The 24,943-nt window shown below is 59.6% G+C and carries 23 protein-coding genes; 10 read left to right on the forward strand and 13 right to left on the reverse strand.

All coding sequences use genetic code 11. The annotated features are described in order from the left end of the window. Window positions 1-35 precede the first annotated feature (35 nt). Window positions 36-1,115 carry a phosphotransferase family protein gene (locus P8K07_10820; protein ID MDG1959010.1) on the forward strand — a complete coding sequence of 360 codons (1,080 nt, stop codon included), beginning with the start codon at window positions 36-38 and terminating at the stop codon, window positions 1,113-1,115. Next, complete coding sequence (locus P8K07_10825) at window positions 1,108-2,544, forward strand: divalent metal cation transporter (GenBank protein ID MDG1959011.1); 1,437 nt, start codon at window positions 1,108-1,110, stop codon at window positions 2,542-2,544. The genes P8K07_10820 and P8K07_10825 overlap by 8 nt, the downstream gene beginning before the upstream one ends. On the opposite strand, the gene P8K07_10830 is transcribed toward P8K07_10825, so the two are convergent. The 6 genes from P8K07_10830 to P8K07_10855 all read right to left on the reverse strand — a co-directional run bounded on the left by P8K07_10830 (window position 2,539) and on the right by P8K07_10855 (window position 7,444). Beyond that, window positions 2,539-3,612: a dihydrodipicolinate reductase gene (locus tag P8K07_10830; GenBank protein ID MDG1959012.1), complete on the reverse strand. Its 1,074-nt coding sequence runs from the start codon at window positions 3,610-3,612 to the stop codon at window positions 2,539-2,541. The two genes, P8K07_10825 and P8K07_10830, sit on opposite strands and share 6 nt — an antisense overlap. Window positions 3,613-3,652: 40 nt before the next feature. Further along, window positions 3,653-4,576 (reverse strand): sterol desaturase family protein, encoded by a 924-nt coding sequence (locus P8K07_10835; GenBank protein ID MDG1959013.1) that lies wholly within the window; start codon window positions 4,574-4,576, stop codon window positions 3,653-3,655. 23 nt (window positions 4,577-4,599) lie between these two features. After that, window positions 4,600-5,523: an alpha/beta hydrolase gene (locus tag P8K07_10840; GenBank protein ID MDG1959014.1), complete on the reverse strand. Its 924-nt coding sequence runs from the start codon at window positions 5,521-5,523 to the stop codon at window positions 4,600-4,602. Further along, on the reverse strand, window positions 5,520-6,347 hold the full coding sequence (locus P8K07_10845; protein MDG1959015.1) for a DUF2470 domain-containing protein: 828 nt from the start codon (window positions 6,345-6,347) through the stop codon (window positions 5,520-5,522). The genes P8K07_10840 and P8K07_10845 overlap by 4 nt, the downstream gene beginning before the upstream one ends. Window positions 6,348-6,464: 117 nt before the next feature. Beyond that, window positions 6,465-6,887: a MaoC/PaaZ C-terminal domain-containing protein gene (locus P8K07_10850; protein ID MDG1959016.1), complete on the reverse strand. Its 423-nt coding sequence runs from the start codon at window positions 6,885-6,887 to the stop codon at window positions 6,465-6,467. Then, a complete protein-coding gene (locus P8K07_10855) occupies window positions 6,887-7,444 on the reverse strand; it encodes a MaoC family dehydratase N-terminal domain-containing protein (protein MDG1959017.1) in 558 nt (185 codons plus the stop codon). Before P8K07_10855 ends, P8K07_10850 begins: the two co-directional genes overlap by 1 nt. A gap of 149 nt (window positions 7,445-7,593) precedes the next feature. Here P8K07_10855 and P8K07_10860 point away from each other — a divergent pair, with 149 nt between their 5' ends. The 4 genes from P8K07_10860 to P8K07_10875 all read left to right on the forward strand — a co-directional run bounded on the left by P8K07_10860 (window position 7,594) and on the right by P8K07_10875 (window position 10,598). Next, window positions 7,594-8,538 carry a hypothetical protein gene (locus tag P8K07_10860; GenBank protein ID MDG1959018.1) on the forward strand — a complete coding sequence of 315 codons (945 nt, stop codon included), beginning with the start codon at window positions 7,594-7,596 and terminating at the stop codon, window positions 8,536-8,538. A gap of 8 nt (window positions 8,539-8,546) precedes the next feature. After that, on the forward strand, window positions 8,547-9,395 hold the full coding sequence (locus P8K07_10865; GenBank protein ID MDG1959019.1) for a sugar phosphate isomerase/epimerase: 849 nt from the start codon (window positions 8,547-8,549) through the stop codon (window positions 9,393-9,395). 244 nt (window positions 9,396-9,639) lie between these two features. Beyond that, window positions 9,640-9,846, forward strand: coding sequence for a cold shock domain-containing protein (locus P8K07_10870; GenBank protein ID MDG1959020.1), 207 nt, complete (start codon window positions 9,640-9,642; stop codon window positions 9,844-9,846). 152 nt (window positions 9,847-9,998) lie between these two features. Beyond that, entirely contained in the window at window positions 9,999-10,598 is a 600-nt protein-coding gene (locus tag P8K07_10875) for a pentapeptide repeat-containing protein (GenBank protein MDG1959021.1), read from the forward strand. A gap of 96 nt (window positions 10,599-10,694) precedes the next feature. Here the strand turns inward: P8K07_10875 and P8K07_10880 are convergent, their stop codons facing one another. Then, the gene (locus P8K07_10880) at window positions 10,695-11,006 is read right to left on the reverse strand and encodes a hypothetical protein (protein ID MDG1959022.1); all 312 of its coding nucleotides are present in this window, start codon (window positions 11,004-11,006) and stop codon (window positions 10,695-10,697) included. Window positions 11,007-11,356: 350 nt separating this feature from the next. Here P8K07_10880 and P8K07_10885 point away from each other — a divergent pair, with 350 nt between their 5' ends. Beyond that, window positions 11,357-11,890, forward strand: coding sequence for a hypothetical protein (locus P8K07_10885; GenBank protein MDG1959023.1), 534 nt, complete (start codon window positions 11,357-11,359; stop codon window positions 11,888-11,890). Window positions 11,891-12,039: 149 nt separating this feature from the next. Next, window positions 12,040-13,209, forward strand: a complete 1,170-nt coding sequence (locus P8K07_10890) for a phosphatidylinositol-specific phospholipase C1-like protein (GenBank protein ID MDG1959024.1) — start codon at window positions 12,040-12,042, stop codon at window positions 13,207-13,209. Window positions 13,210-13,450: 241 nt separating this feature from the next. Here the strand turns inward: P8K07_10890 and P8K07_10895 are convergent, their stop codons facing one another. The 4 genes from P8K07_10895 to P8K07_10910 all read right to left on the reverse strand — a co-directional run bounded on the left by P8K07_10895 (window position 13,451) and on the right by P8K07_10910 (window position 21,181). Next, window positions 13,451-15,784: a TonB-dependent receptor gene (locus tag P8K07_10895; GenBank protein MDG1959025.1), complete on the reverse strand. Its 2,334-nt coding sequence runs from the start codon at window positions 15,782-15,784 to the stop codon at window positions 13,451-13,453. A 20-nt stretch (window positions 15,785-15,804) separates the two neighbouring features. Next, the gene (locus tag P8K07_10900) at window positions 15,805-17,202 is read right to left on the reverse strand and encodes an HTTM domain-containing protein (protein MDG1959026.1); all 1,398 of its coding nucleotides are present in this window, start codon (window positions 17,200-17,202) and stop codon (window positions 15,805-15,807) included. 7 nt (window positions 17,203-17,209) lie between these two features. Beyond that, on the reverse strand, window positions 17,210-19,354 hold the full coding sequence (locus P8K07_10905) for an imelysin family protein (protein ID MDG1959027.1): 2,145 nt from the start codon (window positions 19,352-19,354) through the stop codon (window positions 17,210-17,212). 309 nt (window positions 19,355-19,663) lie between these two features. Continuing rightward, on the reverse strand, window positions 19,664-21,181 hold the full coding sequence (locus tag P8K07_10910; GenBank protein ID MDG1959028.1) for a DUF4856 domain-containing protein: 1,518 nt from the start codon (window positions 21,179-21,181) through the stop codon (window positions 19,664-19,666). A 139-nt stretch (window positions 21,182-21,320) separates the two neighbouring features. On the opposite strand from P8K07_10910, the gene P8K07_10915 reads away from it, so the two are divergent. Beyond that, on the forward strand, window positions 21,321-22,142 hold the full coding sequence (locus P8K07_10915; GenBank protein MDG1959029.1) for an aldolase/citrate lyase family protein: 822 nt from the start codon (window positions 21,321-21,323) through the stop codon (window positions 22,140-22,142). A gap of 38 nt (window positions 22,143-22,180) precedes the next feature. Here the strand turns inward: P8K07_10915 and P8K07_10920 are convergent, their stop codons facing one another. Further along, window positions 22,181-23,164 (reverse strand): NADPH:quinone oxidoreductase family protein, encoded by a 984-nt coding sequence (locus P8K07_10920; protein ID MDG1959030.1) that lies wholly within the window; start codon window positions 23,162-23,164, stop codon window positions 22,181-22,183. Window positions 23,165-23,285: 121 nt separating this feature from the next. Here P8K07_10920 and P8K07_10925 point away from each other — a divergent pair, with 121 nt between their 5' ends. Further along, a complete protein-coding gene (locus P8K07_10925) occupies window positions 23,286-23,873 on the forward strand; it encodes a methyltransferase domain-containing protein (GenBank protein MDG1959031.1) in 588 nt (195 codons plus the stop codon). Between the two features lie 64 nt (window positions 23,874-23,937). On the opposite strand, the gene P8K07_10930 is transcribed toward P8K07_10925, so the two are convergent. Beyond that, window positions 23,938-24,906, reverse strand: coding sequence for an NAD(P)H-quinone oxidoreductase (locus P8K07_10930; GenBank protein ID MDG1959032.1), 969 nt, complete (start codon window positions 24,904-24,906; stop codon window positions 23,938-23,940). Between the last annotated feature and the right edge of the window lie 37 nt (window positions 24,907-24,943).

A 24,943-nucleotide genomic window follows, 5' to 3' on the forward strand; every position in this document is an offset into this window, starting at 1 on the left:
TTGTCCGCGCCCAAGGGGATGCGCTAAGGATCGGCGTGCACGAAGACGAATTACGAGAAGCATTCGAAGGCTGGCTGGCTCGCCGCAAACCGGAATTTGGCGAATTGAAGCTCGGGGCGTTCGAGATGCCCCAGTCCGGGTTTTCGGCCAAGACCGTTTTTGTTCCAGCGCACTACCTCGAACACGGACAGTCGCGCGAGACCAAAGTGGTCCTGCGCATGGAGAGTCCCGAGCCCGCGATTTATCCAAAGCAGGCCCCCGACCTCGATGTCGAGATCGATGTCCAATACCGCGCCATGGAAGCGCTGCACCGCACCGGCGCGGTCCCCCTGGCGCCATTGATCGGCTACGAAGCTGATCCGCAAATTCTGGGTACGCCTTTCTTCGCGATGGAGTTCATCGGCGGGCATGTAATGATCGAAAACCCGCCCTATACCGAGGCTGGATTTTTCGCCGAGGCCTCGCCTGCCCGCCGCCGCGAGATCATTACCGAAGGACTCTCGCTGGTTGCGCAATTCCATACTATCGACTGGCAAAAGGCCGGCTTCGAATGGTTGCTCGGCCCCGGCGAGGAAGGCTCTTTGCTGCGCCAACTTCAAATCTGGGAAGATTACGCCAACCGCGAACTGCAAGGCCGAGTGCACCCGACTCTCGCACTCGCCTTCCGCTGGCTCGCACATCATGCACCGGCGGACCTCACGGCCGGACTCAGCTGGGGCGATTCGCGTCCGGGGAATATCATCTTTGGTGACGACCGACCCCTGTGCATCACGGACTTCGAGAATATTGCCGTTGCGCCAGTCGGTATCGATCTAGGTTGGTGGCTGATGTTTGATCGAAGCCAACACGAAGCGGTCGGCATCGAGCGACTCGAGGGCGAACCTTCACGCGAGGAGCAGCGCGAGATCTACGCCCGAGCCGCAGGAATCGCTACCCCCGACACCCAATGGTTCGAAATCTTCGCAGGCGCGCGCTACGCCGCTATCGTGGTCCGTGTAATGAACCGGCTTGTCGAACGGGGCGATATGCCTGCCGACCATAATATCTGGATCGAGAATCCAGCTGCCGATACGCTGCAGCAGCTTCTGGATGTCTTCGAGATCACTGATGCCTGAGAGCAAGCCTCCCGAAGCATCCGGGGGCCACGAACTCGACTCGTTTCGCACCGGTTTACGAATCGCACACCCGCCCGACCCCGAGCAACTATCTCGGGAACGCGCGCAGTTGGCCGCGGTCGCGACGCAAGGCCTGCCCACCCGACTGCGCACCTATGCGTCACTGATCGGCCCCGGCTATCTGCAAAGCGCGATGACGCTAGGCGGGGGCACAGCGACCGCAGCCCTCTTCTCGGGCGCTGTTTTCGGATACTCGCTTCTCTGGGCCGCCCCCGTCGGCATGCTTCTGGGCGTGATCATGCTTGCAGCCGTCGCCCACCAGACGCTCTCCACCGGGATGCGACCGCTCGAGGCCATGCGCGTCTATGCGGGCAAACCCTTTGCTATTTTCTGGGCACTCGGTGCCCTGCTCTCCTCGGTCATCTGGCATTTCTCGCACTACGCGCTCGCCTCCGCGGTGGTCGTCGACATGACCGAAGCTGTGGGTTTCCCCGGTCTCCCGCCCATCGCCGCGGGAACGATCATCCTGGTCTGGGCGATCGCCCTGAGCTTTCTTTACGGGAGCTCCTACCGACTGGTCCGCATCTATGAGCGCATCCTCAAATATATCGTCTGGGGGGTGATCCTTTCGTTTGCGCTGGTGGTTGTGCGTACCGGGATCGAAGACCCCGGAGCCCTTCTGCGAGGATTCCTGAGCTTCGAGATTCCGGCCGATCGAAACGGGGTCGCGGCCGTGACCCTGATCGCCAGTACTTTTGCGGCGGCTGTCGGCATCAATATGGTCTTTCTCTATCCATACAGCCTTCTCGCCCGGGGCTGGACGCGCGAGTACCGGGGCCTTGCCCGTATGGACCTGTTTGCCGGCACTTTTCTGCCTTATGTGCTGGCGGCAAGCCTGATCACCATCGCGGCCGCCAATACGATCCATCTCGACGCCGCCTACGACGGCACCCGACTTTCCCCCGTACAGGCAGCCCAAACCCTCGGCTCGGTAATCGGACCGCAAAGCGGGCGTTTGGTATTCGGCCTCGGCATTCTCGGCATGGCCCTGAGCAGCATGACCCTGCATATGCTGGTGGCCGGTTTCGTTTGTGCCGAGGTTTTCGGCTGGGAATTCGGAGGCACCCGCTACAAACTCGCGACACTCATCCCGACGCCGGGAATCCTCGGCTGCCTCTATTGGAGCGATATCGCGGTGTGGGTGGCTATCCCGACCAATATTGCCTGTGGCCTATTGCTGCCTTTTGTCTGGTTGGGTTTTCTCAAACTCCAGCGCAGCCGGGCTTACCTCGGCGAGGACCGGCCGACAGGGACTCTGGCCACCGTCTGGCTGGTCGCCATGGCCGGCACCACGCTTTTCCTGATCGGATTTTTCGCGTGGTACCTGACCAACCATGGCGCCAGTTGGATCGCTTCGGTCGGGCTATAGGCCCGCCACGTCGAGCGAAGGGGTGGTTGGCAAATCCAGCGTGCTGATCATCCCGCCAGAATGCTCGCAGATCTCGGGAATGGCATTGATCACGCGCATGGCGGTTGCCTGCACGCCGCCCGAGTTATGGTCGCCATCCTCGCCGTGGACGAAGCATTCGAGTTGCACATCGGGGTTGCCCTTGATGATGCAACGATGCACACCCGCGCGCCCTTCGGGAGGCTTCGGCCAATGGCCGGCGCCATCCACACGCATCCGGTTCACATGCTCGGTGACAACGACCGGGCGCCCACCCGCCATTCCCTCGAGCGTAAAATGGACGGCCTCACAGGTGCCGGCCGGCACGTGCATCATCGGCGTATCGAAAGCTTCGTCGGTATACGCACGCTCAAAACTCTCGCGAATTTCGTCGATCTTGATCCCCAAACGGTCTGCGATCATATGGACCATGCCACCCCAACCCGAAGAGAGGACGCCAGGGATCTCCATTGGCGGCGTGTAGTCCGCCGGACGGCCGAAACCGAAGCTCACGCCGGTAAATTCCGGATCTTCATAGGTCGAATAGTCGCAGAGCTCCTGGCAGCGAATCTCATCGATCCGGCCCGCCAACTGCAACGCCGCGAGGGGAAGCACATCACCGGAGAAACCGGGGTCCATACCGCTCACGTAGATCGTGGATTGCCCGGCAGCACAGGCTTCCTCAATCGGTTGGCGCATCGTGGGGTCAGCATACGGCGGATAGACGAAGAAAATCATCGAGGTGGAGGCCACATTGATCCCCGCAGAGAGAATCCTCGAGAGCTCGGGAATGACCTCATGCGGCCTCGTCTCACCCTTGACGGTGTAGACGACACAATCCGGCTTCAGAGCGAGCAAGGCCTCTACATCGTCGGTCGCGTGAATCCCGGTGAGATCGGACAGGCCCGCCAACTCGGCCGCATCCTTGCCGATCTTGGCCGGGTTATGCGCGTGCACGCCCACCAATTCCATATCCGGGTGACGAATCAGATGACGAAGACTGTGGTACCCGACGTTCCCGGTACCCCATTGGACAACTCGATGACTCATAATGCTTTCCTTTTCTCTTGAGGCGGTGGGCTCTGGTCGTTCAACGTTCCAGACCGGCCGCCTTTGCTGCGGCTACAGTGCCGCTTCTGTCGCCCGGTTTCCACCCCGGAGGCTGAAAGATATAGCCGAGTTTATGGCGCCAGGAATCGGCCCGACCGACATCCGACCAGAGGCGGGAGAATTCCCCAAAATGAAGGTCTGCGTAGCTGGCGGTATTCACTTCTTGCGTGATGCCGTAAGCAACCGGTTCTTCATCCTTCAGTGGCTGAAGGGTGCCGAAAATACGATCCCAAAGAACGGTGATCGAGTTATAATTGGTATCCATGTAGAGCAGGTTCTTCCCGTGATGGACCCGGTGATGAGCCGGCGTCTGGAGGAAGCGCTCCAGCCAACCATAGCGCCCCTGCACCACCACCCGGTCGCTGATGTGGAGAAAACTCCCCCAAAGGACATCGAGCAGATTCAGCGCCACACACACCAGGGGCGGAACCCCGAAAAGCGCGGGCAGAAAGCCAAGGAAAATCGGGAAATAGAAAACCGATTCAAGAAAATGATGATTGGCCCCGACGAGCATATGAATCGAGCCCGGCGCATGGTGCGGCGCATGCAAACACCAGAGCAGGCGAATCTTGTGCGCGGCCCAATGCTGCACCCAATAGAAGAATTCGTAAACCACCCAACCATAGATCCACCAGGGCCAGGCGAGGGTCCCCTCGACGGGACTCAGCGAAGCCCCGAATGTCGCAAGCACCATGACGCCGGCGGCGAGTCCGAAAAGGCTCAGAAGCCCGGTCACAACGGCCGCGACCACTAGTCCGATGCCGCAGGCACCAGCTTCGCCGACCACAAGGGCACGGCGCCGAAAGCGAAGGAAACCGACCTCCAGCAGCAGATAGAGAAACATCGCCGGCAGCAGGACTGCGGTCAGTTGTTCCAGAGTTTTCTGCAGCTCGGATGGATACATGGATTCGGGGTGTTTCGAGACGCCTATTCTTTCATCCAGTGGTCCAAAAAGTCGAATCCGCGGGTCAAGGCAGCATCCCCGTAAAGATTTTGCGAAAAATGACCGTGCTCGGTCTCCACAAGCTCCACCGGAACTTTCAGTTCGATCAGGCGATCACGCAACTGGCGCGAGTGGTCCACGTCGACAATCCAGTCGGATTCGCCGTGATATAGAAAGACAGGCGGCATGCTGGCGCTGACCAGCAAAACCGGCGACGCCGCCTCATAGGCTGCCGGCACTTCCTCCTGAGACCCTCCGAGATGGTCCTCAACGGGTCCGGCATCGCCGAAGCGACGCAGGTCGGTCGGGGGAGCGCCCGCAACGCACGCCTGAACGACCGCCTCCGAGGGCGTGCAGTCAGAAAGCGAGGCCGCAAGGCTCGGCTCGGCGGCCGCGACCAGGCCCATCTGGGCTCCGGCCGAATAACCCCAAACCGCAATCCTCTGCGGGTCGACACCGAGAGAAGCTGCGTTCGACCGAACCCAGCAAATCGCGGCCAGCACATCTTGCTCGGGCTGGGGGTAGGGATGGTTTGGGCCGAGTCGATACTCGATATTGATGGCAACATAGCCTCGCTCGACGGCACGCACCGCAACTCTCTGGATGCGTTGACGATTCCCCCGGGCCCAACTACCGCCGTGCACGAGGACCACTGCCGGAGCCGGAGCCTTCGTTTTGGCCAGATAGATATCGGCGATCTGCTCCGCGAGCGGACCATAGGGCACGTCGCGCCGAATATAGGTCGGATCCAGATGCGCATCGGCGGGCTCGCGCTTGGAAAGACAACCGCTCAAGGCCATAAGCCAGGAGCATAATAACACGGCCAGGAAGAGACCGCGGCGATCACGCAGAGTCGATAAATGCGATAGGCCGGCCTCGCGAGGCGAAACCATGGACGGCGAAATCATGACCCCTCGCGCTCGCCCTCGCCTGCAGCCAGCTCATGACGAGCAAGTTTCAACAGACGGATCATTTCCTGACGAGCGCCATCGGCCGAGCGGATCTCCTCGGCAAAAGGAAGTCGGATCGGACGCGGCCCCTGCCCAGTTTCGGCCGACATTTCGAAGCCATATCGGTCCAATCCGGTCATGGTCGCCGCGCTGGCATCAGTTGCCCGCGAAAACGCATGACAATAGGCCACCATCGCTTCGGCATGATCCTCGTTCATATGCTCAATGACGCCGTCGGCGAAAGCTGCCGTCGGATCCGGCGTTGCGTCCCGCCAATCCTCGAGACTCACCCACGACATCCGTCCGTAGCCGCCAATATACCGGAGCGACGCCACTTCCAATTTCCAGAAACTGAAATCTCCAAAATCGATATAATAGGACGCATTCGGGTGGATCGCGAGATACGAGGCACGCGCCTTGGCTCGATCCTCATCCGCCACCAATTGGCGCGCTTCGCCCAGAAGAGTCACGCGGCCCCCCGCAAGCGGATCCGCGCCACCACTTTCGGCCACAAGAAGAGAGGCCCGACCGTCCAGCAGAAGATTTTTCGTGTGCTCGGCCATCGTCGAGATGAAAAAGATTGGATCTCCCGAATCGAGCGAAAACGTCACAAAGGACCCGTAGGGAAACCCGGCCGGTTCCTGCGCCAGCGTACACAGCGTCCCGGTCTTGATATTCGACACCAGTGTCCGTGCTCGCTCGCCGTGGGTCGGCGTAGGGACGTCCGGATCATAGAGAATATCGGCTTCACCCGAGGGGCGTGCGTGTGCGTCGTTACTCATCTCGAAAACTCCGGTCTCTGTTGCTTGGGGGCTTACCTTGGATCCTAGCCAAGCGGCCCTGCAGACGGCAAGAAGCAATCGTCACGGAGTTCGGTTTCGAAGCGCTAATCCCAACCCTCAGGTCGGCAGGACCACCATGGCCGTTCCCGTCGCATGGTCGCCCATTTCGTTGGTCACCTTGATCGAGACCTCCACCTGCCCCTGGTCATCCTGCGTTTCCAGTTTCAGGATCTCGCCGCGAAACTCGAGGTGATGACCGGGGATCGCCGGTACGCCGAGACGAATCCGGATATTGGCGACCCTCGCCCCCGGACCGGCCCAGTCCGAGAGAAAGCGGGCGATATAACCATTGGTCGTCAGGATATTCATGAAGATATCCGGCGCACCCTGCGAGATTGCAAACTCCTTGTCATGGTGGACAGGCATGAAGTCGCGAGAAGCCACCGCCCCGGCGACGATCATGGTCGCTGTCAGCGAAATATCCAGAGGCGTCACAGCGTCGCCAACTTTCAGCGAGGAAAACGAAATCGTTGGTTTCATCAGAGAGTCCCTCCCGGATTGAATTTCAAAATGCGGAAGAGTTGCCGGCCGACGACCTCGCCGTTCTGGTCGCGAAAGGTATTCACCCAGGACACGAAGTATCCCGTACCGATACCGGTCTGTTTTCTTTTCGAAACCGACTCCAGAACCGACTCGGAGGTAAGCCTCTCACCCGGCTTGAGATAGCGATCAAACTCCAACTCGGAGTTCGTCGCCAAAGTCGCCGCAAAACCCGCCTCGTCGAGAATATTGATCGGGTTGTCGGGGTCGATTTCCGTCGGGACACCGCCACGCTCGGCAATTCCTTCGAGGATCGGACGCGGCATGGTCCACGCCTGCAGCATGGCCGGTGGGGCCACCACGGAATCCAATCCGACTTCGGCTGCGGCAGCCGGGTCCTCATACACCGGGTTGCGATCATCCATGGCATCGATCCAATGGCGAATCATGGGGAGATTCACGTCTTCCGGGGAAAGGGTCGGGCCACCCTTGGTCAGAGGCTTCCCGATCCAGTCAGCCAATTGGTCCCATACGGGGTCTTTTTCTTCTTCGCTCATGGTCTCCTACCTCGGATGCTGTGCGGAGTTTTCAGGACATGCCCGTCTCCGGACACCGGTGCCGAGTAATATCGCAGAAAACGATCGGGACGGCACTTCCCGCACGACATCGCTTGCCCCGGTTTGGTCAGATGCAGTAGTTTCCGGGGATGCGGACGAATGTTTCCTTGATCGTGCTTGGCGCAATCTTTCTGGGAGCGTGCGGGTCTTCCTCGGGCAATACGCCCGCGCCTTGCGGTTCCGGCGGCCCGCTCAGCGGGCCTGGCGGCGAGTTCAACGGGCCCTATATGGAGCGAAGCTATACGGGCCCCGATGGCGTCGGACGCAGATGGCTGCTGCGCCTGCCCCGCGACTACGAGCCAGGGGAGCCGACGGATGTCATCTTCAACTTCCATGGCTCGGGCTCGAGCGCCGAGGCCCAGCTCGTCTACGGTGACCTCACCGAGCAAGCCGACCGCGACCGCATCATCCTGGTGGTTCCGGATGCCAACAAGGTCTTTCCCGATCGCAACAACGGGCTGGCCAACTATTGGGACAGCGCGTGGGAGGCGAATCTGCGCGTCCGCGACTTCGACGTCGATTACGTGCTGGACCTGGTCGAAACAGTAGAATCCGAGTACTGCACGGTCGACTTCCAGGCCACTGGCATGTCGGCCGGCGGGGATATGGTCTCGGCCCTCCAATGCCTCGAAGAGACGCCGTTCTCCGGCTTCGCCCCCGTCACCTATATGTATTATAACCAAGCCGAGTGCGGGGCAGCACCGCCGCGCCCGCTGATCTACTTCCACGGAGATGCCGACTTCGTGGTGCCCATCAATGGATCGGGCCCACCGTGGAACGATCCCCCCGTTTCCGAAGCCATGGCCGCCTGGGCGAACCACAACGGTTGCCGCGAAGGCCCTGTCGAGGAGCGCATCAGCAACGAGGTCCTTCGCTATTACTGGGAGGGCTGCGCGGCCGCGACCGAATGGTACCTGGTCGAAGGCGGCGGACATACCTGGCCGGGCGCTTTCGACGCAGGGCTGGGCTATACAACCAACGATATCTCGGCCAGCGAATTGATCCGGGAATTCTTCATCACCCACCGACCCTGAGGTACGCCGTGCAATTTGGAATCAATCTCCTGCTCTGGACCGACACCCCCTATGCGCCCGAGTTCCTGCCGCTTTATGAGCGACTCAAGAAGATGGGCTACGATGGGGTCGAGCTTCCGATGTTTTCGGGAAACCCCGAGGACTATCGCAAACTGGGGGAGCGCTTGCGCGACCTTGGGCTGGAGCGAACCGCCACCGTGATTCGAAACGAGGACGACGATCCAATCAGCCCCGATCCCGCCGTTCGGCAAACCGCATTGCAGGCGATGAAGCACGCTGTCGATTGTGCCGACGCCGCAGGTGCGGCGCTTGTCGGGGGCCCATTTTACGCGGCCATCGGTAAATTCAGCGGTGCGCCTCCCACCACCGACGAGTGGAGCCATAGCGTCGATTATATGCGCCAGGCTGCTGACTACGCGCAGAACGCCAACATCCACCTTTCGCTCGAGTTTCTGAACCGCTTCGAAATCTACCTGCTCAACTGCACGGCAGACACGGCTCGGTTCGTTCGTGAGGTGGATCGCCCCAACGTGGGCGTTCACTACGACACCTTCCATGCGAACCTCGAGGAGAAGAATGTCACCCGTGCGATTCAGGATGCGGCCAGTGCGATTACGCACGTCCACATCTCGGAAAACGACCGCGGAACGCCCGGACAGGGGCAAGTCCGTTGGCAGGAGACCTTCGCTGCGCTTGCCGCAATCGGTTACGACGGATGGCTGACCATCGAGGCCTTCGGCCAGGCGCTCCCCGGCCTGGCGGCGGCCACCAAAATCTGGAGACCGCTCTTTGAAAGCGAAGAAAAGCTCGCGGCAGACGGCCTCGCTTTCATGCGACAGCACGCCGGAGGCGCCTGACCGGACCCTGAAGTTGCACTCCGAAAGTCGTTCAAACCCGATTTTGGACCGAACAGAGCGGGCTGACCATCGCCCAAATGGCCCCGGATCGGTGAAAAACTCCTCTAATCATTGAGTTTTCAGCAAAGTCAGGAATCTCGCCTCGCCCCCTTCTCCAAAGCGGTTTTTGTCTGCTATGAATAGAACATTGAGTGGGCGCCTCTGGATGGTGTCCCGAGTAGGAAAAAGATCAGGAGTAAGAACAGTGGCTACGGCAGGAACAGTTAAGTGGTTTAATGCGGAAAAGGGCTTCGGATTTATCGCCCGTGATGACGGCGAGAAGGATGTCTTCTGCCACCACAGCGCCATTCAGGGAGAAGGCTTCAAGTCCCTGAATGAAGGCGAAAAAGTGGAATTTGATGTTGTGCAGGGCCAAAAGGGCCCGGCCGCGGAAAACGTTCGAGTCGTCTGACTCGGCACCGGGGCTAGACCCCGAATGAATGCTCGCTCTGTTCGGGAACTGTGATTTCAGCCGGTTCCCGGACAGGACAGCATTGACTGCCAGCGCCCTCGTGGCCGCAGGCAAACCCAAGGCTCATCGCCTTCCCCCTTTGCGAGTTCTTCATGGCAAAGACACTCTCTGAACTTCTCGAAAGCGACGAGATCGAGGACACCATCTTCGACGACAACGCACTGGCGGCTTGCGACATCCGCGGCAAGTACTTTCGAGATTGCCGGTTCCAGCACCTTCGACTCGCGGAGATTTCGCTTCGAGATTGCACCTTCGAGGATTGCATCTTTGAATCTTGCGACCTCACCATGGCAACCGTTGCCGGGGCCGCATTCCATGAGGCGCGGTTTCGGCGCACGAAACTTATGGGCGTGGACTGGACCGACGTCCGGGGCATGATTTTCACGGCGACATTCGAGGAGTGCAATCTCTCGCACGCAACTTTCGCCAAAAGAAAGCTATGCGGAATGGTCCTGCGAGATTGCCGCATACATGAGTCGACATTTCTTCAGGTCGATCTGCGCCAGGCTGTATTTACCGGGAGTGATCTTCTCGGAACACGCTTCCTCGACACCGACCTGCGGGAAGCCGATCTCTCCACCGCCAGTAACTACCAGATCAACCCGACGGAAAATCGTCTGAGCAAGACGCGCTTCTCTCAGGAAGCTGCGCTCGCTCTGGTCGCCGATCTGGGCGTGATCGTGCCACGCTGAGCAAGCGCGGCTAACCCGGCGACCCAGGAGGGAAGCCGCCAGATCGGCCACCGGGACAGGACCACCCGCCCGTTTGCTTGCACCTTTCTCGGCAGCCTAGCGAGGTCGGTTGCCGCGATGCTTCTTGCGCTTCATCTTGGAGACTTCCTCCAGGGACAACTCACCGTCATCGTCGCGATCCGCTCTCGCAAAGGCACGTTCGGCGCGGCTAGCCTGCGAAAGTGATGTAAATATCTCGAGCTCGGCTGCCGTCAGGCCGCCACTTTCATCCTCGTCAGCTGCAAGAAAAAAGCTTTCGCGCTCTGCCTGCATCTCTTCGCGCGACGGACGCTCCGCCAGAGCGAACGAGGGGACGAACATGATTGCGCTCAGAGCCAGCAGACCCGTTTTCTTCGTCAGATTCTTCATCGAAACTCCTTTCGATCCGAACTCGGATCGCTGTCTTTCCATCCGGAGTGTGTCCGGAACCACGCCACCTTGAACCATCGCCCGGAAAAAACCCGTCGCTCGTCGTTCGAAAAAGATCCCTCACGGACCACGCCCGTGTCAGTTGCTGCAGCATCGGCCATCACTTTTCGCGCAACCATGAGATCTGCCCTGAAAATAACCCCTTCAAAAGCTTGTTGCTTGAGCAAGGACGAGACGCAGCCTCGTGCCGATTCGAAACCGGAAACCTGCCATGGTATCCGAATCGAGCTTGGGGTGATCAGCCCCAGGCGCATACAATACCCGCACAAACTCTTCCAAAGGATTTCACGATGCGAAAGACATTGATCAACCTGCACATGTATTTGTCCGCCTTCTTTGCTCCAGCCATCGTTCTGGTCGCCCTATCCGGAGGCCTCTACCTCGTGGGAATTAAAGGCGAGGTGGATCAAAAATCGATCTACCAGGGAGCCGCCAGTCTCGATGTCGGATCAGCCGATCTCAAATCTCAGGTGGAGTCACTTCTCACAAAAGCCGGGGTAAGCGACTACGCCTTCGAGTACGTCAAGGTAAAGGGAACGACCCTCTATACAAGGCCCACAAGTCGCGATCATTTCGTGATCAAATTGGACGACAACCAAGTCGAAGTCTCGAGCGCCCGTCCGGATTTACAGAAGTCCATGATCGAACTGCATATGGGACACGGCCCGGGCAACTTCAAGACGTTCCAGAAGATATTTTCCCTCGGATTGCTCCTGGTGATTCTGAGTGGTCTGGGGCTGGGGATCTCGGCCCCCGGATTGCGTCGCAGCACGCTGTTCACGACGATTGTCGGAACGCTGGTCTTTCTGGCACTCGCGCTCTGAATTCGCAGCTACCCACTGCTCGCAAGCTGCGTGACCCAGACGGGATCGATTCTCGCATCTGCCAGAGAGGAAAAAGCTTCGCTGGTGGATGAAAGGCATCCCTTCGCCCACGCTCTCGCACAAGGGCCAAAGAAATGATTCGATACAGCATGGCCAATCACAAAATCCTGCTTCTCGTGCGATGCATCGTGCTTTTCGCCGCCACATCCGTCATTGCCGCCTGCGGCAACTCGGAAGACCACAAGCCCGGCACCAACTACCCCCTCGATGACGTCCTGCGGATGCATGAAGCTCAGGTCCTGGGTTCGCACAATAGCTACCATCTCCAACCAAAGCCCGACCTCTTTCAGGGCATTCTTGCATTGGCGCCGCCGCTGGCCGAAGCCTGGGAATACACGCACCTCCCCCTTCCCGAACAATTTGCCGACCAGAAAATTCGCCAGATCGAAATCGACATCTTCGCGGATCCTGAAGGGGGCCTCTACGCGAACCGGGCCGCCATGGAATTCCTGACTGGCGACGGCGCGTCAAACCTTCCGGAACTCGATGAACCCGGATTCAAGGTTCTGCACGTCCAGGACGTCGACTTCGAGTCGACATGCTTCACCTTCAAGGCCTGCCTGCAGCAGGTCCGGACCTGGTCGAGCCAGAACCCCGAGCACTATCCGATCCTGGTTCTGGTGGAAGCAAAGGATGAACCCATCGAAGCGCCGTTCGAGACGGTCGTTCCGATCCGCTTTGATGCCGCACAACTCGATGCGGTCGATCAGGAAATTCTGGAGGTGTTTCCGCGCGATCAACTCCTCCTGCCCGATGACGTGCGTGGTTCCTCCGAAACCCTTTGGGAGGCGGTGGAAGAACGGGGCTGGCCGACGCTGGCCGAGAGCCGCGGCAAGGTCTGGTTTGCTCTCGACAACGGGGCTCCGTTGAAAGACATCTATCAGGAGGGCCATCCCTCGCTTCGGGGACGGGTTCTCTTTGTCAGTGCCTCTCCCCCCGAAGAGGCCGCGGCATTCGTGAAACTGAATGATCCTGTCGGATCCTTCGACCGAATTCAGGAATATGTGGGGCGTAATCTGATGATTCGGACCCGCGCAGATGCCGACACCCTGCAGGCCCGCACCGGAGACACCACCCAACGTGATGCGGCGATCAACAGCGGCGCGCAGTTCGTCAGCACCGACTACCCGGTGGCGAATCCCGAACTCGGGACAGACTACCGCGTCAGCCTCCCCGGGGGGGCCATCGCGCGCTGCAATCCCATCAATGCCAGCCCGAGCTGTACCGATCAGGATCTGGAAAAATCACCAAAATCCTGAATAAAGCGGGCATAATCTGAACCGCGCCAGAGTCGCGCAGGGCCCGAAGCACCGGGGACCGACTGGAGATCGAAGTTGCCGAAACCTTCATGCACTGCCCGAAAGCATTTATCCGCTCCGGGCTGTGGTCGGATAATGTGCCCCCCCTCCCCGGCGAATATGCCGCCGAAGAAAAACCTTTACTAAGAGCCTGCATCTGACGGTTGCGGGCAGCCGCGTTCGACCCCCAACAAAAACCGGCTCATCCCCCCAGAAAGATCTTGATACCGCCCTGGATCGCTCGTGGCAGACCCGGACGAGCGCCATAGGGACGCCGCGAAACCATGTACTCTTCGCCAAAGATATTGGCCGCCGTCACATAGAACCGCGCCCACTCCACCGGGGACCAACCGATGGCAAGGTCTGTAATAAACGCGGAATCGATCCTCTCATTTGCCGGAATCGGCCCCTGCCCAGCCACATCCCGCATCCGATCAACGTACCGCAAGGAAACGGTGAAATCCCAGTTGTCGGACAACAAACCGACGTTGGCTGTGATCAAATGAGGAGGGACGTAGGGAAGCTCATCGCCAGCTTCCACATCTCCGAAGATCTGGCTTGCGGAAGAGAACGTCGATTGAAAATCGGAGTGCGTGTATGTGTAAACGAGAGAAACCGGTACCTCGAAACTCCATGGCGTTTCAAAGTCGTATGCGAGGTCTACCTCCACGCCGAACACATCGACATCTCCCCCGTTGAACTGATCATCGACTTCGCTGGGATCGCAGCCCGTCACCTGTCGGCAACTCGCCAGCAAATTGCCGTAATCATTCCAAAACCCGACCACCTGCGCATTCGCCTGCTCGGCGACAAAACGAGCGCCAAATTCGTAGTTGACGCTCTCCTCCGGCTTTGCCGTCTGCGACTGCCCGGGCGCCACGGGACTGAAACCCCTGTGCACCCCTGCCAGAACGCTCCAATAGTCTGTCAGGAAGTAGACAGCACCAATTCCGGGAATCACGACTTGCTGATTATTCCTCAAGGCAGCAGGCCCCTCCCCCGCTGTTTCCTTGAACCAGGTCTCGATGAGTTCCACGCGAACGCCGGCCGTGACGAGCAAGCTCTGCCACTCCATCTCGTCTTCGAGGTAGAGCGCCCATGCCCTCGCCTTGCCGACGCTATCCACGATCTGGATCGGCGGCCCGCCGAGAGGTTCGGGCTGTCCGTCAAACATTTCATACGGCTCTTCGGTATGATCTCGGCGAATCTGGTCATAATGCAGTCGCACGCCGCCGTTGAGCGTGTGCACGAGTGGTCCGGTCTCGAAATCCAGATCCCCTTCCAACTGGATGCCCTGAGAAACAAATTCCCGATCATTCGTTCCGATCAGGAGTCTTTCCAACCGATTGCTCGTATCCTGATCGCCCTTCAATACCGCCAAAAAAACCGCGTTGATTCCCGTCGGATTCGCGAAGATATCCCGCAGCGAAGGCGCTCCTCTGGCAAAACTGTTGAGCTTGCGCCATTTGCGTTTGAAGTCATGTCGATAGCCCGTCAAGCGAAGATCCAGCCGGTCTTTCCAGCTCAGAACTTGGGAGAATTGATATTGCTGGCGATGCCACTCCATCCGAGCGAGCCGGCTGGCCGCATAGCGGCGGTAGGGGTTCTCGGCAAAGTCCGCATCCGAAATCCCCAGATAGGTCTCGTTGGATCCCTCGTCCGAATAGCCCAGCTTGATCGAATTCATCAAGAAAAGATCCGTGCCGAGCTCGAAGCCGGCCTCCCCCTTGATCGTGACCTCGTTTCGGTCAAAGCCCGTATTGCCCCCACCATCGAGTTCCTTGAAACCGCTGCTCTCGAGATGGACGCCTTCAACCAGCAAGCCCAAATTTTCCCAAGTTCCGCCAGCCCACCCATGGAACTTTCCGTAGCCATAGCTTCCGGCCCCGCCGTCGAGGGCTATCGTCGGCTCGATCGGGATAGGGCGACTCACGAAATTGACGGCCCCTCCGATGGTTTGCGGCCCGAACCGAACCGCTGCCGGCCCCTTGAAAACTTCCACGGCGACCATCCGGGTCATCATCGGAAAGTAGTACGCTGCGGGGGCAGAATAAGGTGCCGGGCCAAAGAGCACAGCGTCTTCCATCAAGGTGATCTTCGAGCTTCTCTCGGCGTTTACTCCCCGGATACCGATGTTCGGACGCAGGCCATATCCGTCTTCCTCGCGCAGATAGACACCGGGAACCATGCGGAAGATGCTATGCGCATCGTCGTATTCGAAGCGCTCAAGCGCTTCCTGCTCGATGACGGTTGCTGACCCGGCGATCCTTGCGGCATCCATCTTCTTGCCGACAATACGGACCTCTTCGATTCGTCGCGGCGACTGCCGCACCTCAGGAGGTTCTGTCACTGCAGAGCTTGTATCAACCGGCGCTGCCGCAGAAGAGGCCGACGGCGGCGCTGCTTGTGTTGCGGTCTCGGCCGTATCCGAAAATACGGGATCGGCAGCAACCGAAGGGTCGGCCTGCGCCGTACCGGACATGAGGGCCAACACGATCAGAATCAGCGCAACGAGACGATAGTGGAATTCATTCATTTCAAACGGCCTGAGAAGCATTAGGAACCAGCGATCGAAAATGGCGGAGTGGCCCCGCGAGGCAGGATCCAGGAGGCCGGCGCCATCCCGTCGGAAACCCGTGCAAGATCCGTGTTCGGATCAATGAGCCGAGCTGCCGGCCGGCCGTTGAGAGAAACGAGCGCATCGACCCGGACTTCGACCGGGCCCCCCTCCCGGAAGTCTTCAGCGATATGATGAGCGAGCTTGAGTATCAAATCTGGTTGGCCGGTCATCTCGTTGGCTTGCCGCCAAGTCAAATAACGCATCGGGCCGACCTGCCATTCGCGGCCGGTTTCCGGATTCCGGACGCGGTAAACGATGGATCCATTCTTTTCTCGCACCATGACTCTCCACGACCAACGCATTCCCTGCTCGTGCCAGAGCACGTCCCCGCCATAGACAAATGAGCGTAGCGGCAAGATCAGCTGCAATGCAACGTAGGCGCCAACGGCCGCCGCTACCATGCGCCGCCTGGCAAGCGACGGCACCTCGTAAGGCCGGCTCGGAACAGGAGCTCCAGAACCTCTCTTTCCGAAGCGAGCCAAAACGCGCCGCGGCCAATCGGGAGAAAAAAACAGAGTCGCCAGCAGGGGCATGAGAAAGGGGAACAAACCAATATCGAAGAGAAGGTGCGTCCCGAAATGAAAGGCCACCACCGTTAGAAAAGCGATCGCCCGAGTCCTCTGCCACAGCAAAAGCGGGACAATGCTTGTATCGAACGCGAAACCCGCCCAACTGGCCAGATACGGCACCCAAGGCAAGCCAAACAACCCGCCAATCACCGGCATTTCATCTCGCGCCGCCAGCCAGATCCCCAAGGGTTGTGCGTAAAGCAACCAATCAGCGCCGAGCTTCGCGAGCCCCGCAAAGAAATAGACGACCGCCACTTGAAAACGGAACAGGTAGAGAACCCAGGCGGGCACAGTCCCTCGGGAGAGTCCCTGACGGAACCGGGCATCCAACGACCATGTCGATCCGATCGGAAGAAAAATCGAAAGGAGCAGCAGCAGCGAGACCAGATAATAATGGTTCAAATAGTTGCTGACATCGACAAGCTCGACCCAGGAGAACCCGACGAACAAGAGCAAGGCGACGTAACGGAAGTAGATACCCGCGGCGAAAGCGATCCCCAGAAAACACAAGGCCCCATAGAGAACGTGGCACAGCACCGGACCAGGGACCGGAACCCATTCGAAGCCGTAGTACCTGAAGAAAAAAGTAGGTTCGACAAAAAGCACGTCGACCCAGCCTTCGGCCATGAAACGCAGCGCTCCTGCGGCAAGGAGAATGCCGAATCCGATTCTGAACGCGGCGAGGCTTGCCGCATCCACCGGGCGACTAAGAATGCTCCCGGCAGGAGGCTGACCCGCCGGAGTTCCCTGTTCGTAACCACCCATCGAATTGTCAGTCGTTGTCTCCGGCCCCCTCCTGCGGGACCGCAAGATTGAGGACGGATACGAATTCGCTCTTCATATCTGTCGTAAACAACTGAATCTCCGTGTAGCCCAGAATCACAGTTGCCGGATCCTCCATCAAGGCCGAAGACAGGCTGCCTTCAATCGCCGCCAAAGCCTCCTGGGCCTTGTCCAACTGGGTCGACATGCGAATCGCCAACGCACTGGCACCCACATCCTGAAGGTACCAGACAAATCCCCCATTGTTGGCGCCCGTACCCGAGAACACGGCCGACAGGCCGTTCAGGTTGGCAACAAGAGCAACTTTCGAGCGCAAGGAATACGGCAGCTCGACATCTTCGGGGCAAACCTCGGAGGGGCAATCAGGACTGATCCCCGCAGGAATTGCGAGCTTCAGATCCTTGATCTTCGTATCCACGAGAAAGAATGCTGCAAAAACTTCGTCGATCGCCTCCTTTGCAGAACCGTAAACGGAACTTCCCTGGCCGGCGTTGCGAAGATCGGCAGCGAAGTTTCCGCCTGACGGCTCCCAGGCGTCCTGCAGCCGTTGAGCCTGAGACAAAATTCCGTCGGCTAGCACAACAGCGTAGTCGGCCTGTCGCCGCACCAGCTGTCCGGCCCCCACCAGATCATCCCACGTTCCGTTGCGATTGATATCAATGCGCGAAGAGCACGCATTTTCTGCTTCCGTGCGGAAGAGCAGAAGCTCCAATGCATCCAGACCGTAAACGTTTACGAGACTGGATTGGAAGAAATCTCCGGCGTCGAAATCACCGTCCACGGTCACCTGATCGACTGCGCAATAGTTGACGGTCGGCCAAGAGTAGATCTCGTCTCGAATGCCCAGACCGCCAGCAAACGCAGTGACAGAACCTGCAGGCCCGAACTGCATCGGCTCGAGGAACTGAAAACTTTCCATCGCGTCCGTCCAGGCAGCCTGAGCAGCCTGGCGACTCGACGCGCTCAAACTCCCCGCCCAGGTGCGAGTTGCGTTCGCCAGGCCCTGAGCACGGCTCGCAAAATCTCGGACAGCGGGCAGAACCATGGCGTCTGCGAATTGGCCCAGAAGGACGTTACGATCGAAAGGTCCGGTGGGTCCCGGGGTCGGCGTCGGCTGGGGCGGGGAAACGGGCTCGGAGAGAATGACCCCGAAGCCCTGCTTGCCTTGTTGCCATTCGATCACCGTATTGCTGGTTTCCTCGGGGAAGCTCTCGATCAGATATTCCCCCTCGAGCCCCCGCACAAACGGAGCCCCCAGCGTCTGAACGCTGAAGGTCGTCGAGGCGAACTCCATCCCGTCATCAAACAGCCTCAGCGTATGCTCCCCGTCGCCCAGAAGCGCAAAGTTCCACTGCAATACATAAGCGTTCTTCACGCGGTCGGGATCCGCGCACTGTCCCCGGGTATCCCCGCGTGGCGTTCCGTATGCCACCTCGATCGGATCCCGATCGTCAAATTGCGCCGTGATCCGGCTGCCTTCACATCGCCAGCCAGACACAATCCCGATGCCGCTCATCTTTGCGCCAGGGCCCGGATTCTCCAATGATCCCGGGATGGAGTCCACCTGACGCACGCTTGCCAAACTGCCGGCTGCATTGCTGGCGCTCGCCATATCGCAACCGCTCACCAGAACAAAAGACTGACTGGATTGCTGCCACTCCACATGCTGCATCTCATCCGGACCGGGAAAGCCCTCAAGCCCCAAACATCGCTCGACTCCGCGAAGGAATCTCTGGCCCTCCAGCCTTTGGACAGAGAAATTGACCGAACGCCAAACTTTCTTTCCCTCCAGAATCTCCAGCACATGCTCGCCGTCCTCCAGATTCGAGTAGTTCCATTGCAAGGCGAAGGCTGTATTTTGCTGCTCGGGGTCTGCGCACAAACCCAAGGTGTCGCCACGCGGCGTTCCGTAGGCGATCGGCAATTGGTCGCCGCCATCAAATCGAGCCGTAAGCCCGTTCGACGAGCATTTCCATCCCGAGACAATCCCGATCCCACTTTGGACCGAATCAGGGGCCGGAATTCCAAGATTGCCGGTATCCGCGTCCTGAGCCGATGCCAAGCCCGGAAACAGCAAGCCGCTGACCACCAAACAGGCGACAAATGTGTGCGAAATTATCGTGGGAAACCACATTGAGATCGAACTCCTTGCTGCACTCCAGCAGCTCTTGAAATTACCTATTTCACTGACCTTCACGTTGGCGGCCCTGCAACACCTCTCGCCCGCTCATGAGCGACCCACCACAAGCGATTTCCGAGAGATGCACTCTCCATCGTATCCCGAAACAGAAGAGAGAAAAGGCCCGAAAGGAATAACCGCAGCCCCTCGACTGCGGTTTTCCTCAAGCAAAAATTTGTCATCGTCTACTCGCAGAGCCCAACCACGCACGGGCGCGGCTCAAGGGGATTGTCTCCGCGAGCATTCCGTCCGCAAATAGCGGACTTACCAGTTCTCGACATTGGACTCCGCGAAACCATGAGCCGCACCGAGAATTTCGCGCGCCTCGACAAGTCCCTCAAGATAGGCTCCCGCTAAGGGTTCACCCGGCAGGACCGGAGCGTCGCCCATCAGGTCCATGACCGCGACGAATTCCTCGTCGCTCAGCTGCCCTCGCGGGTTGAACTGCAAGCCGATCGCAAAAGCCTTCATCTCGGACCAGTGCTTGGCATGATCACCGAAACTGTAGTCCTCGGTTCCCCAATTACCCATGTCACCCAGAACATCATTGATGTAATGGGCGGCCGTGGCGGCAATTGCGTCGTCCCAAGCACGAACCGCCTGATCTCGGGCTGCTATCAGGGCTTCCATATCGTCTTGCGAAAGATCCCCGTCGGCAGCATCGATGATGGCACGGCCGAGCAGGAACCCATCGATCGCCTGCTGGCTGAAGTCGGTCGGGTCCTCATCCGAGCTGCCCCGATCGCGCTTGGCGGCATTGACCGCAGCGTGGAAGTTGTACTCCGACTTCAGGTTGATGTAACCGTCTCCATCGGTGTCGTGGCGTCCGGTATCCCAGCCGTCGCGTCCGCCCTTGCCTGCGGCTTCGTCGTCCGTATAGTCGGCATAGTCACGTGCGGCTCCAAAATAGCCGAAACCCTCGTCCCAGATGTGCTCGAGCGAGGTGTAGACCGCACCCTCTTTCCCGGGCTCGGTATTTTGACTGTTGATCCCGTGATCCTCGAGGTCGTTATCGAGGTAATCATCGGTTCCCTGAGAGTAGTTGACTGCCATCAGCAGGAACTTCTCGATCAATTGCTTCAGATCCTGACCTTCGGCCGTGACATAGACGTTGGCGATCGGAGCACCCGTCGGGCCAAGAGGGATTTCTCCGTTAGCGCGGGCGACCGCCAGTGCATCCAACTCGGCGAAGAGCGCTCGCACGAAGTTCTCGGGCGAATCGCCACCCGCGCCGGACCAACCAGCAAACTCGGTCGACCAATCCTTATGCTGCCCTTTCGAGTCCCGGCCGGCGATTTTCGAAACGAGATCCTTGCCGCTGGAGATGTCGTTAAAGGTCGCCTGAAGCAGATCCGGGGTCGTCGAGATCGTGAGCGGGTCGTCGCCGGAGGTGTCGCCATCAAACTCGAAGAAGTAGTTCAGCTCGGCAACGACATCTCCGGAATCCGGGACAAAGTTGCCGGAGTCAATCTCTTCGGTAAGACCGGAGATGTAGGCTACCAATTCCTTGATCAAAACCTGACGAAAGGTTTGCCCGCTGTAGGAAACCGAACTTTCGCCATCCTCGAAACGGCTGTCAAAGCTGTAGGTTTCCGGGACCTCGACGGGAACATCCGGCTCGACGGGAACGTCGGGCTCGACGGGAACATCCGGCTCCACCGGGACCTCCGGATTAGGCGATTTCGAGTCTCCGCCGCAGGCGGCGAGCCCCAAAGCCGCGACCAGCACCAGCGCGAGGTTTCGCGGGGCAAGTCTATTTTTGCTGCCTATCTTGAGCTTCATCTACGATCTCCATGATTCAAATTTCAATCGCAATACGGAGCCCCCCTCCGCCTGGATCGGTTTTGATAATGATATTGATATTCGTTTTCGTTTGGTACAAACAGATCGTCCCCCTGTCAAGGCTCGATTCTCGGGGCAGATGGCATATGATGCAGGCTATGCGGAAGATGAGCACCCAAGGCGTCAATTCATGCGAAAAAACCACCTGAAACAGAAGCTCGACTCCGGTCAGGCCGCACTCGGCATCTGGGCGGTTCTGGGCAGCGAGGTGACCGCCAGCGTCGCGGGTCCGCTGGGTTTTGACTGGATCCTGATGGACGCCGAACACGGAATTCTCGATACAGAAGGCGCCATCGCGCTTATCCCGCACGCGCAACACGAGACCTGCACCCGCTTGATCCGCGTTCCCGGCGCCACAGATACCAGCCTGTTCAAGCGCGTCCTCGACATGGGGTTTGAAGGCGTCCTGGTGCCCCAGATCCGCAGCGCTCGCGAAGTCCGCGAAGTCGTCTCGGCGTGCCGGTATCCGCCGGATGGCCAACGCGGCATCGCCTCCCAGAGGGCCCATGGGTACGGCCTGGAATTCGAGGAATATCTCGCGCAGGCAAACCGGGAGACTCTGGTTCTGGTCCAGATCGAAACCACCGAGGCAATCGAGAACATCGAGGAAATTCTGACCGTCAACGGACTCGATGGCGTATTTGTAGGACCGGCCGACCTCTCGGCTGCTCTGGGCGTGCACGGCGACCCCGAGGCCCCGGTCCTGGTCGAAACTATCGCCAGGATCCTGCAAGCCGCACAGGCCGCCGGCAAGCCGGCCGGCATCTATGCTCGCAGCCCCGAGGATGCGACCCAAAGAGTTCGGTCCGGATTTCGGTTCGTCAATATCGCCAACGACCAGAGCCTGCTGGTGCGCGGCATGCGAGCCGCCCGAGAAGCCGTTCCTGAGGATCTGGACTGAACCCTCCGAAAGGACCTGTCAGCGCCGCTCACCGCCGGTCAGGGACGCACGACAACCTTCCCGACAGTTCCCCCGGAAACCAGACTTCCCAGCGCAGCGGGAACATCCTCGAGCGACACCTCCTGGCGCAGCAACGGCGGAACCTTGCCCTGAGCATGCAATTCCATCAAATGGGCATGGACCTCGCGCAAGTAGTCCGGGTTCATCAGGCTGTAGCGCGCGTAATGAACCCCCATGATCGAGTAATTCTTGACGAGGGCATGATTGGCCGGAGCCTCCGGAATGCGGCCGCTGGCAAAACCGATCACCAGAATGCGGCCCTCCCAGGCAATGCATTTTCGGGAGCGGTCGAAGGTATCCCCGCCCACCGGGTCATAGATCACGTCGGCCCCGCGCCCATCGGTCCATCCGTTCACTTCGGCCACAAAATCCTCGTTGCGATAGTCGATGACCTTGTCCGCGCCCAGGTCCCGGCAGATCGACACCTTCTCGGCACCGCCAGCGGTCGCAACCACGCGCGCGCCCGCAGCCTTGCCCAATTGAATCGCCGAGGAACCAACCCCCCCTGCCCCTGCATGCACCAGCAACACTTCGCCGGCGCGCAATTGCGCGCGACGGTGCAGCGCGACGTAGGAAGTCTGGTAGGTGACCAACATCGCAGCCGCCTGGTCCGCCGGGAAGCCTTCCGGCACGGGAAAGGTCATGACCTCGTTGGCGAGCGCTTCTTCGGCGAGTCCGCCGTGGGGCAAGGCCGCAAACGCCATCACTCGAGTGCCGGGAGATATCGTCACCTCGGGCCCAACCGCGACCACCTCTCCGCTGACCTCGAGCCCCGGCGTGAATGGCAGCGAGGGTTTCTCCTGATATTTCCCCCGGCAGATCAGATCATCGGCGAAGTTCAGTGCGGCCGCGTCCACACGAATCCGTACTTGCCCGCGGCCGGGCTCGGGAATGGCAACTTCGGATTTCAACTGCAGGACAGTGGCGGGGTCTCCGGTCTGATGCACTCGTAACGCTCGCAAAGTGTTTCCTCCTCCGATGTCTCTGAGAAACCAGGGACTATGGTTGGCAAGCAAGTGACAGGATCGCAACGCGACAAAGCCTCGGGCAGCATCTCTCCGACACAGTCGCTACAAGGTGAAGATGAGTGATGCCGACCGGGAAAAGTGGGAAAGCCGCTACCAGAAACGCACAACCGACGAGATCGGCGCCCCCGATCCCTCTCTCGAGGAAATTCTGGACCAGCTTCCCTCAACAGGACGGGCGCTCGATCTCGCGGGAGGAAGCGGACGACACGCGCTTCGACTCGCGCGTCACGGCCTCGACGTCACGCTCGTCGACGTCGCCCCGACGGGCCTCGCGCTGGCCCAAACCGCCGCTACCGCCGCGAGCCTCGCCCTGACCACGCAGGTCGTGGACCTTGACCGCGATCCTTTGCCTGCAGGCCCCTTCGTCGTCATCTTCTGCAGTTGGTATCTCCCGCCGGATACCAGCTGGCAGGAACTCCGCTCCATCCTTCAACCTGACGGACTCCTGGTCCTGATCCATCCCACCCGACAGAATCTGGAAAGGCATGCCCACCCCAGCGCACGTTTCTGCGTCGTCGAGCAAGATCTGCGGCAACAACTGAGCGCTGCCGGATTTACCATTCGCGCAGCGACGTCCGGCTGGGACACCGCCGGCAAGCATACCCTGAGGGTTTTGGCGCATCCCTCGCCGAAGACAGTGTGATCTCCGCGGGCAGCGTATCGAAACAGGCCGCACCTCTTCCCGAGAGCACCTGTCGACCCCGCTCTCAATTCACGCGGAGGACGACTTTACCGAAGGTCTGGTTTGCCTCTACCAGCGCATGCGCCTGCGAGGCTTCCGTGATCGGCAAAACGGCTTCGACAATCGGACGAATTTCATTGGTGGCAAATAAAGGCCAAAGCCGTTGTCCCATCTCCTGCATTAACACCGTTTTTGCTTCCACCGGCTGGGCGCGCAGCGTGGAGCCGATCACGCGCAGACGCTTCATCATCAACTGCGCCAACGACAGTTTCGCGTCGCCGCCACCCATCAAACCAATCAGAACCAGCCTTCCCTCCAGCGAGAGGCACATCAGATTGTCCTCCAGATAGGCACCGCCAACCGGGTCAAGGATCACATCTACACCGTCAGGGTCAGCCCATGCCGATACGGCGGGAAGAAAACTTCCTTCGTGTCGATCCCATCCACCCTCTGCGCCCAGCGCCTGGCAGCGCTCCACCTTCTCGGGGCTGCCGACTGTCACGAAACATGGATTCCCCAAAGCGCGACATAGCTGGATAGAAGCGGTCCCAACGCCGCTGGCGCCTGCATGCACCAGCACGCGTTCACCGGGCCGCAGGGCCGCCTCGCGATAGAGATTCAGGTACGCCGTCGCAAAGACCTCGGGGATCGCGGCCGCCATCTCGAAGCTCATTTCCGGCGGGATTCGCAGAACCTGCCCCGCGGGAACCGCCACCTGCTCGGCGTAGCCTCCCCCGGAAAGAAGCGCGCAGACGCGATCACCGACCGCGAAATCCGAAACGCCAGATCCCAACGAAACCACCTCGCCCGCACATTCCAGCCCCAGAATCGGGCTCGCCCCCGCCGGGGGTGGGTAAAAACCCATGCGCTGCATCAGATCGGCGCGATTGACCGCCGTTGCATGCACATGGATCAATACCTCGCTCGGCCCCACCTGCGGGACTGCATGATCTGACCAGAAAAGTGCTCCCTCGCGTACCTCGATCGCCTTCATCTACTTCCTCCCGTCGACCCTGAATGCGGAACTACCA

Source organism: Candidatus Binatia bacterium (assembly GCA_029248525.1).
Lineage (GTDB): Bacteria > Desulfobacterota > Binatia > UBA12015 > UBA12015 > UBA12015.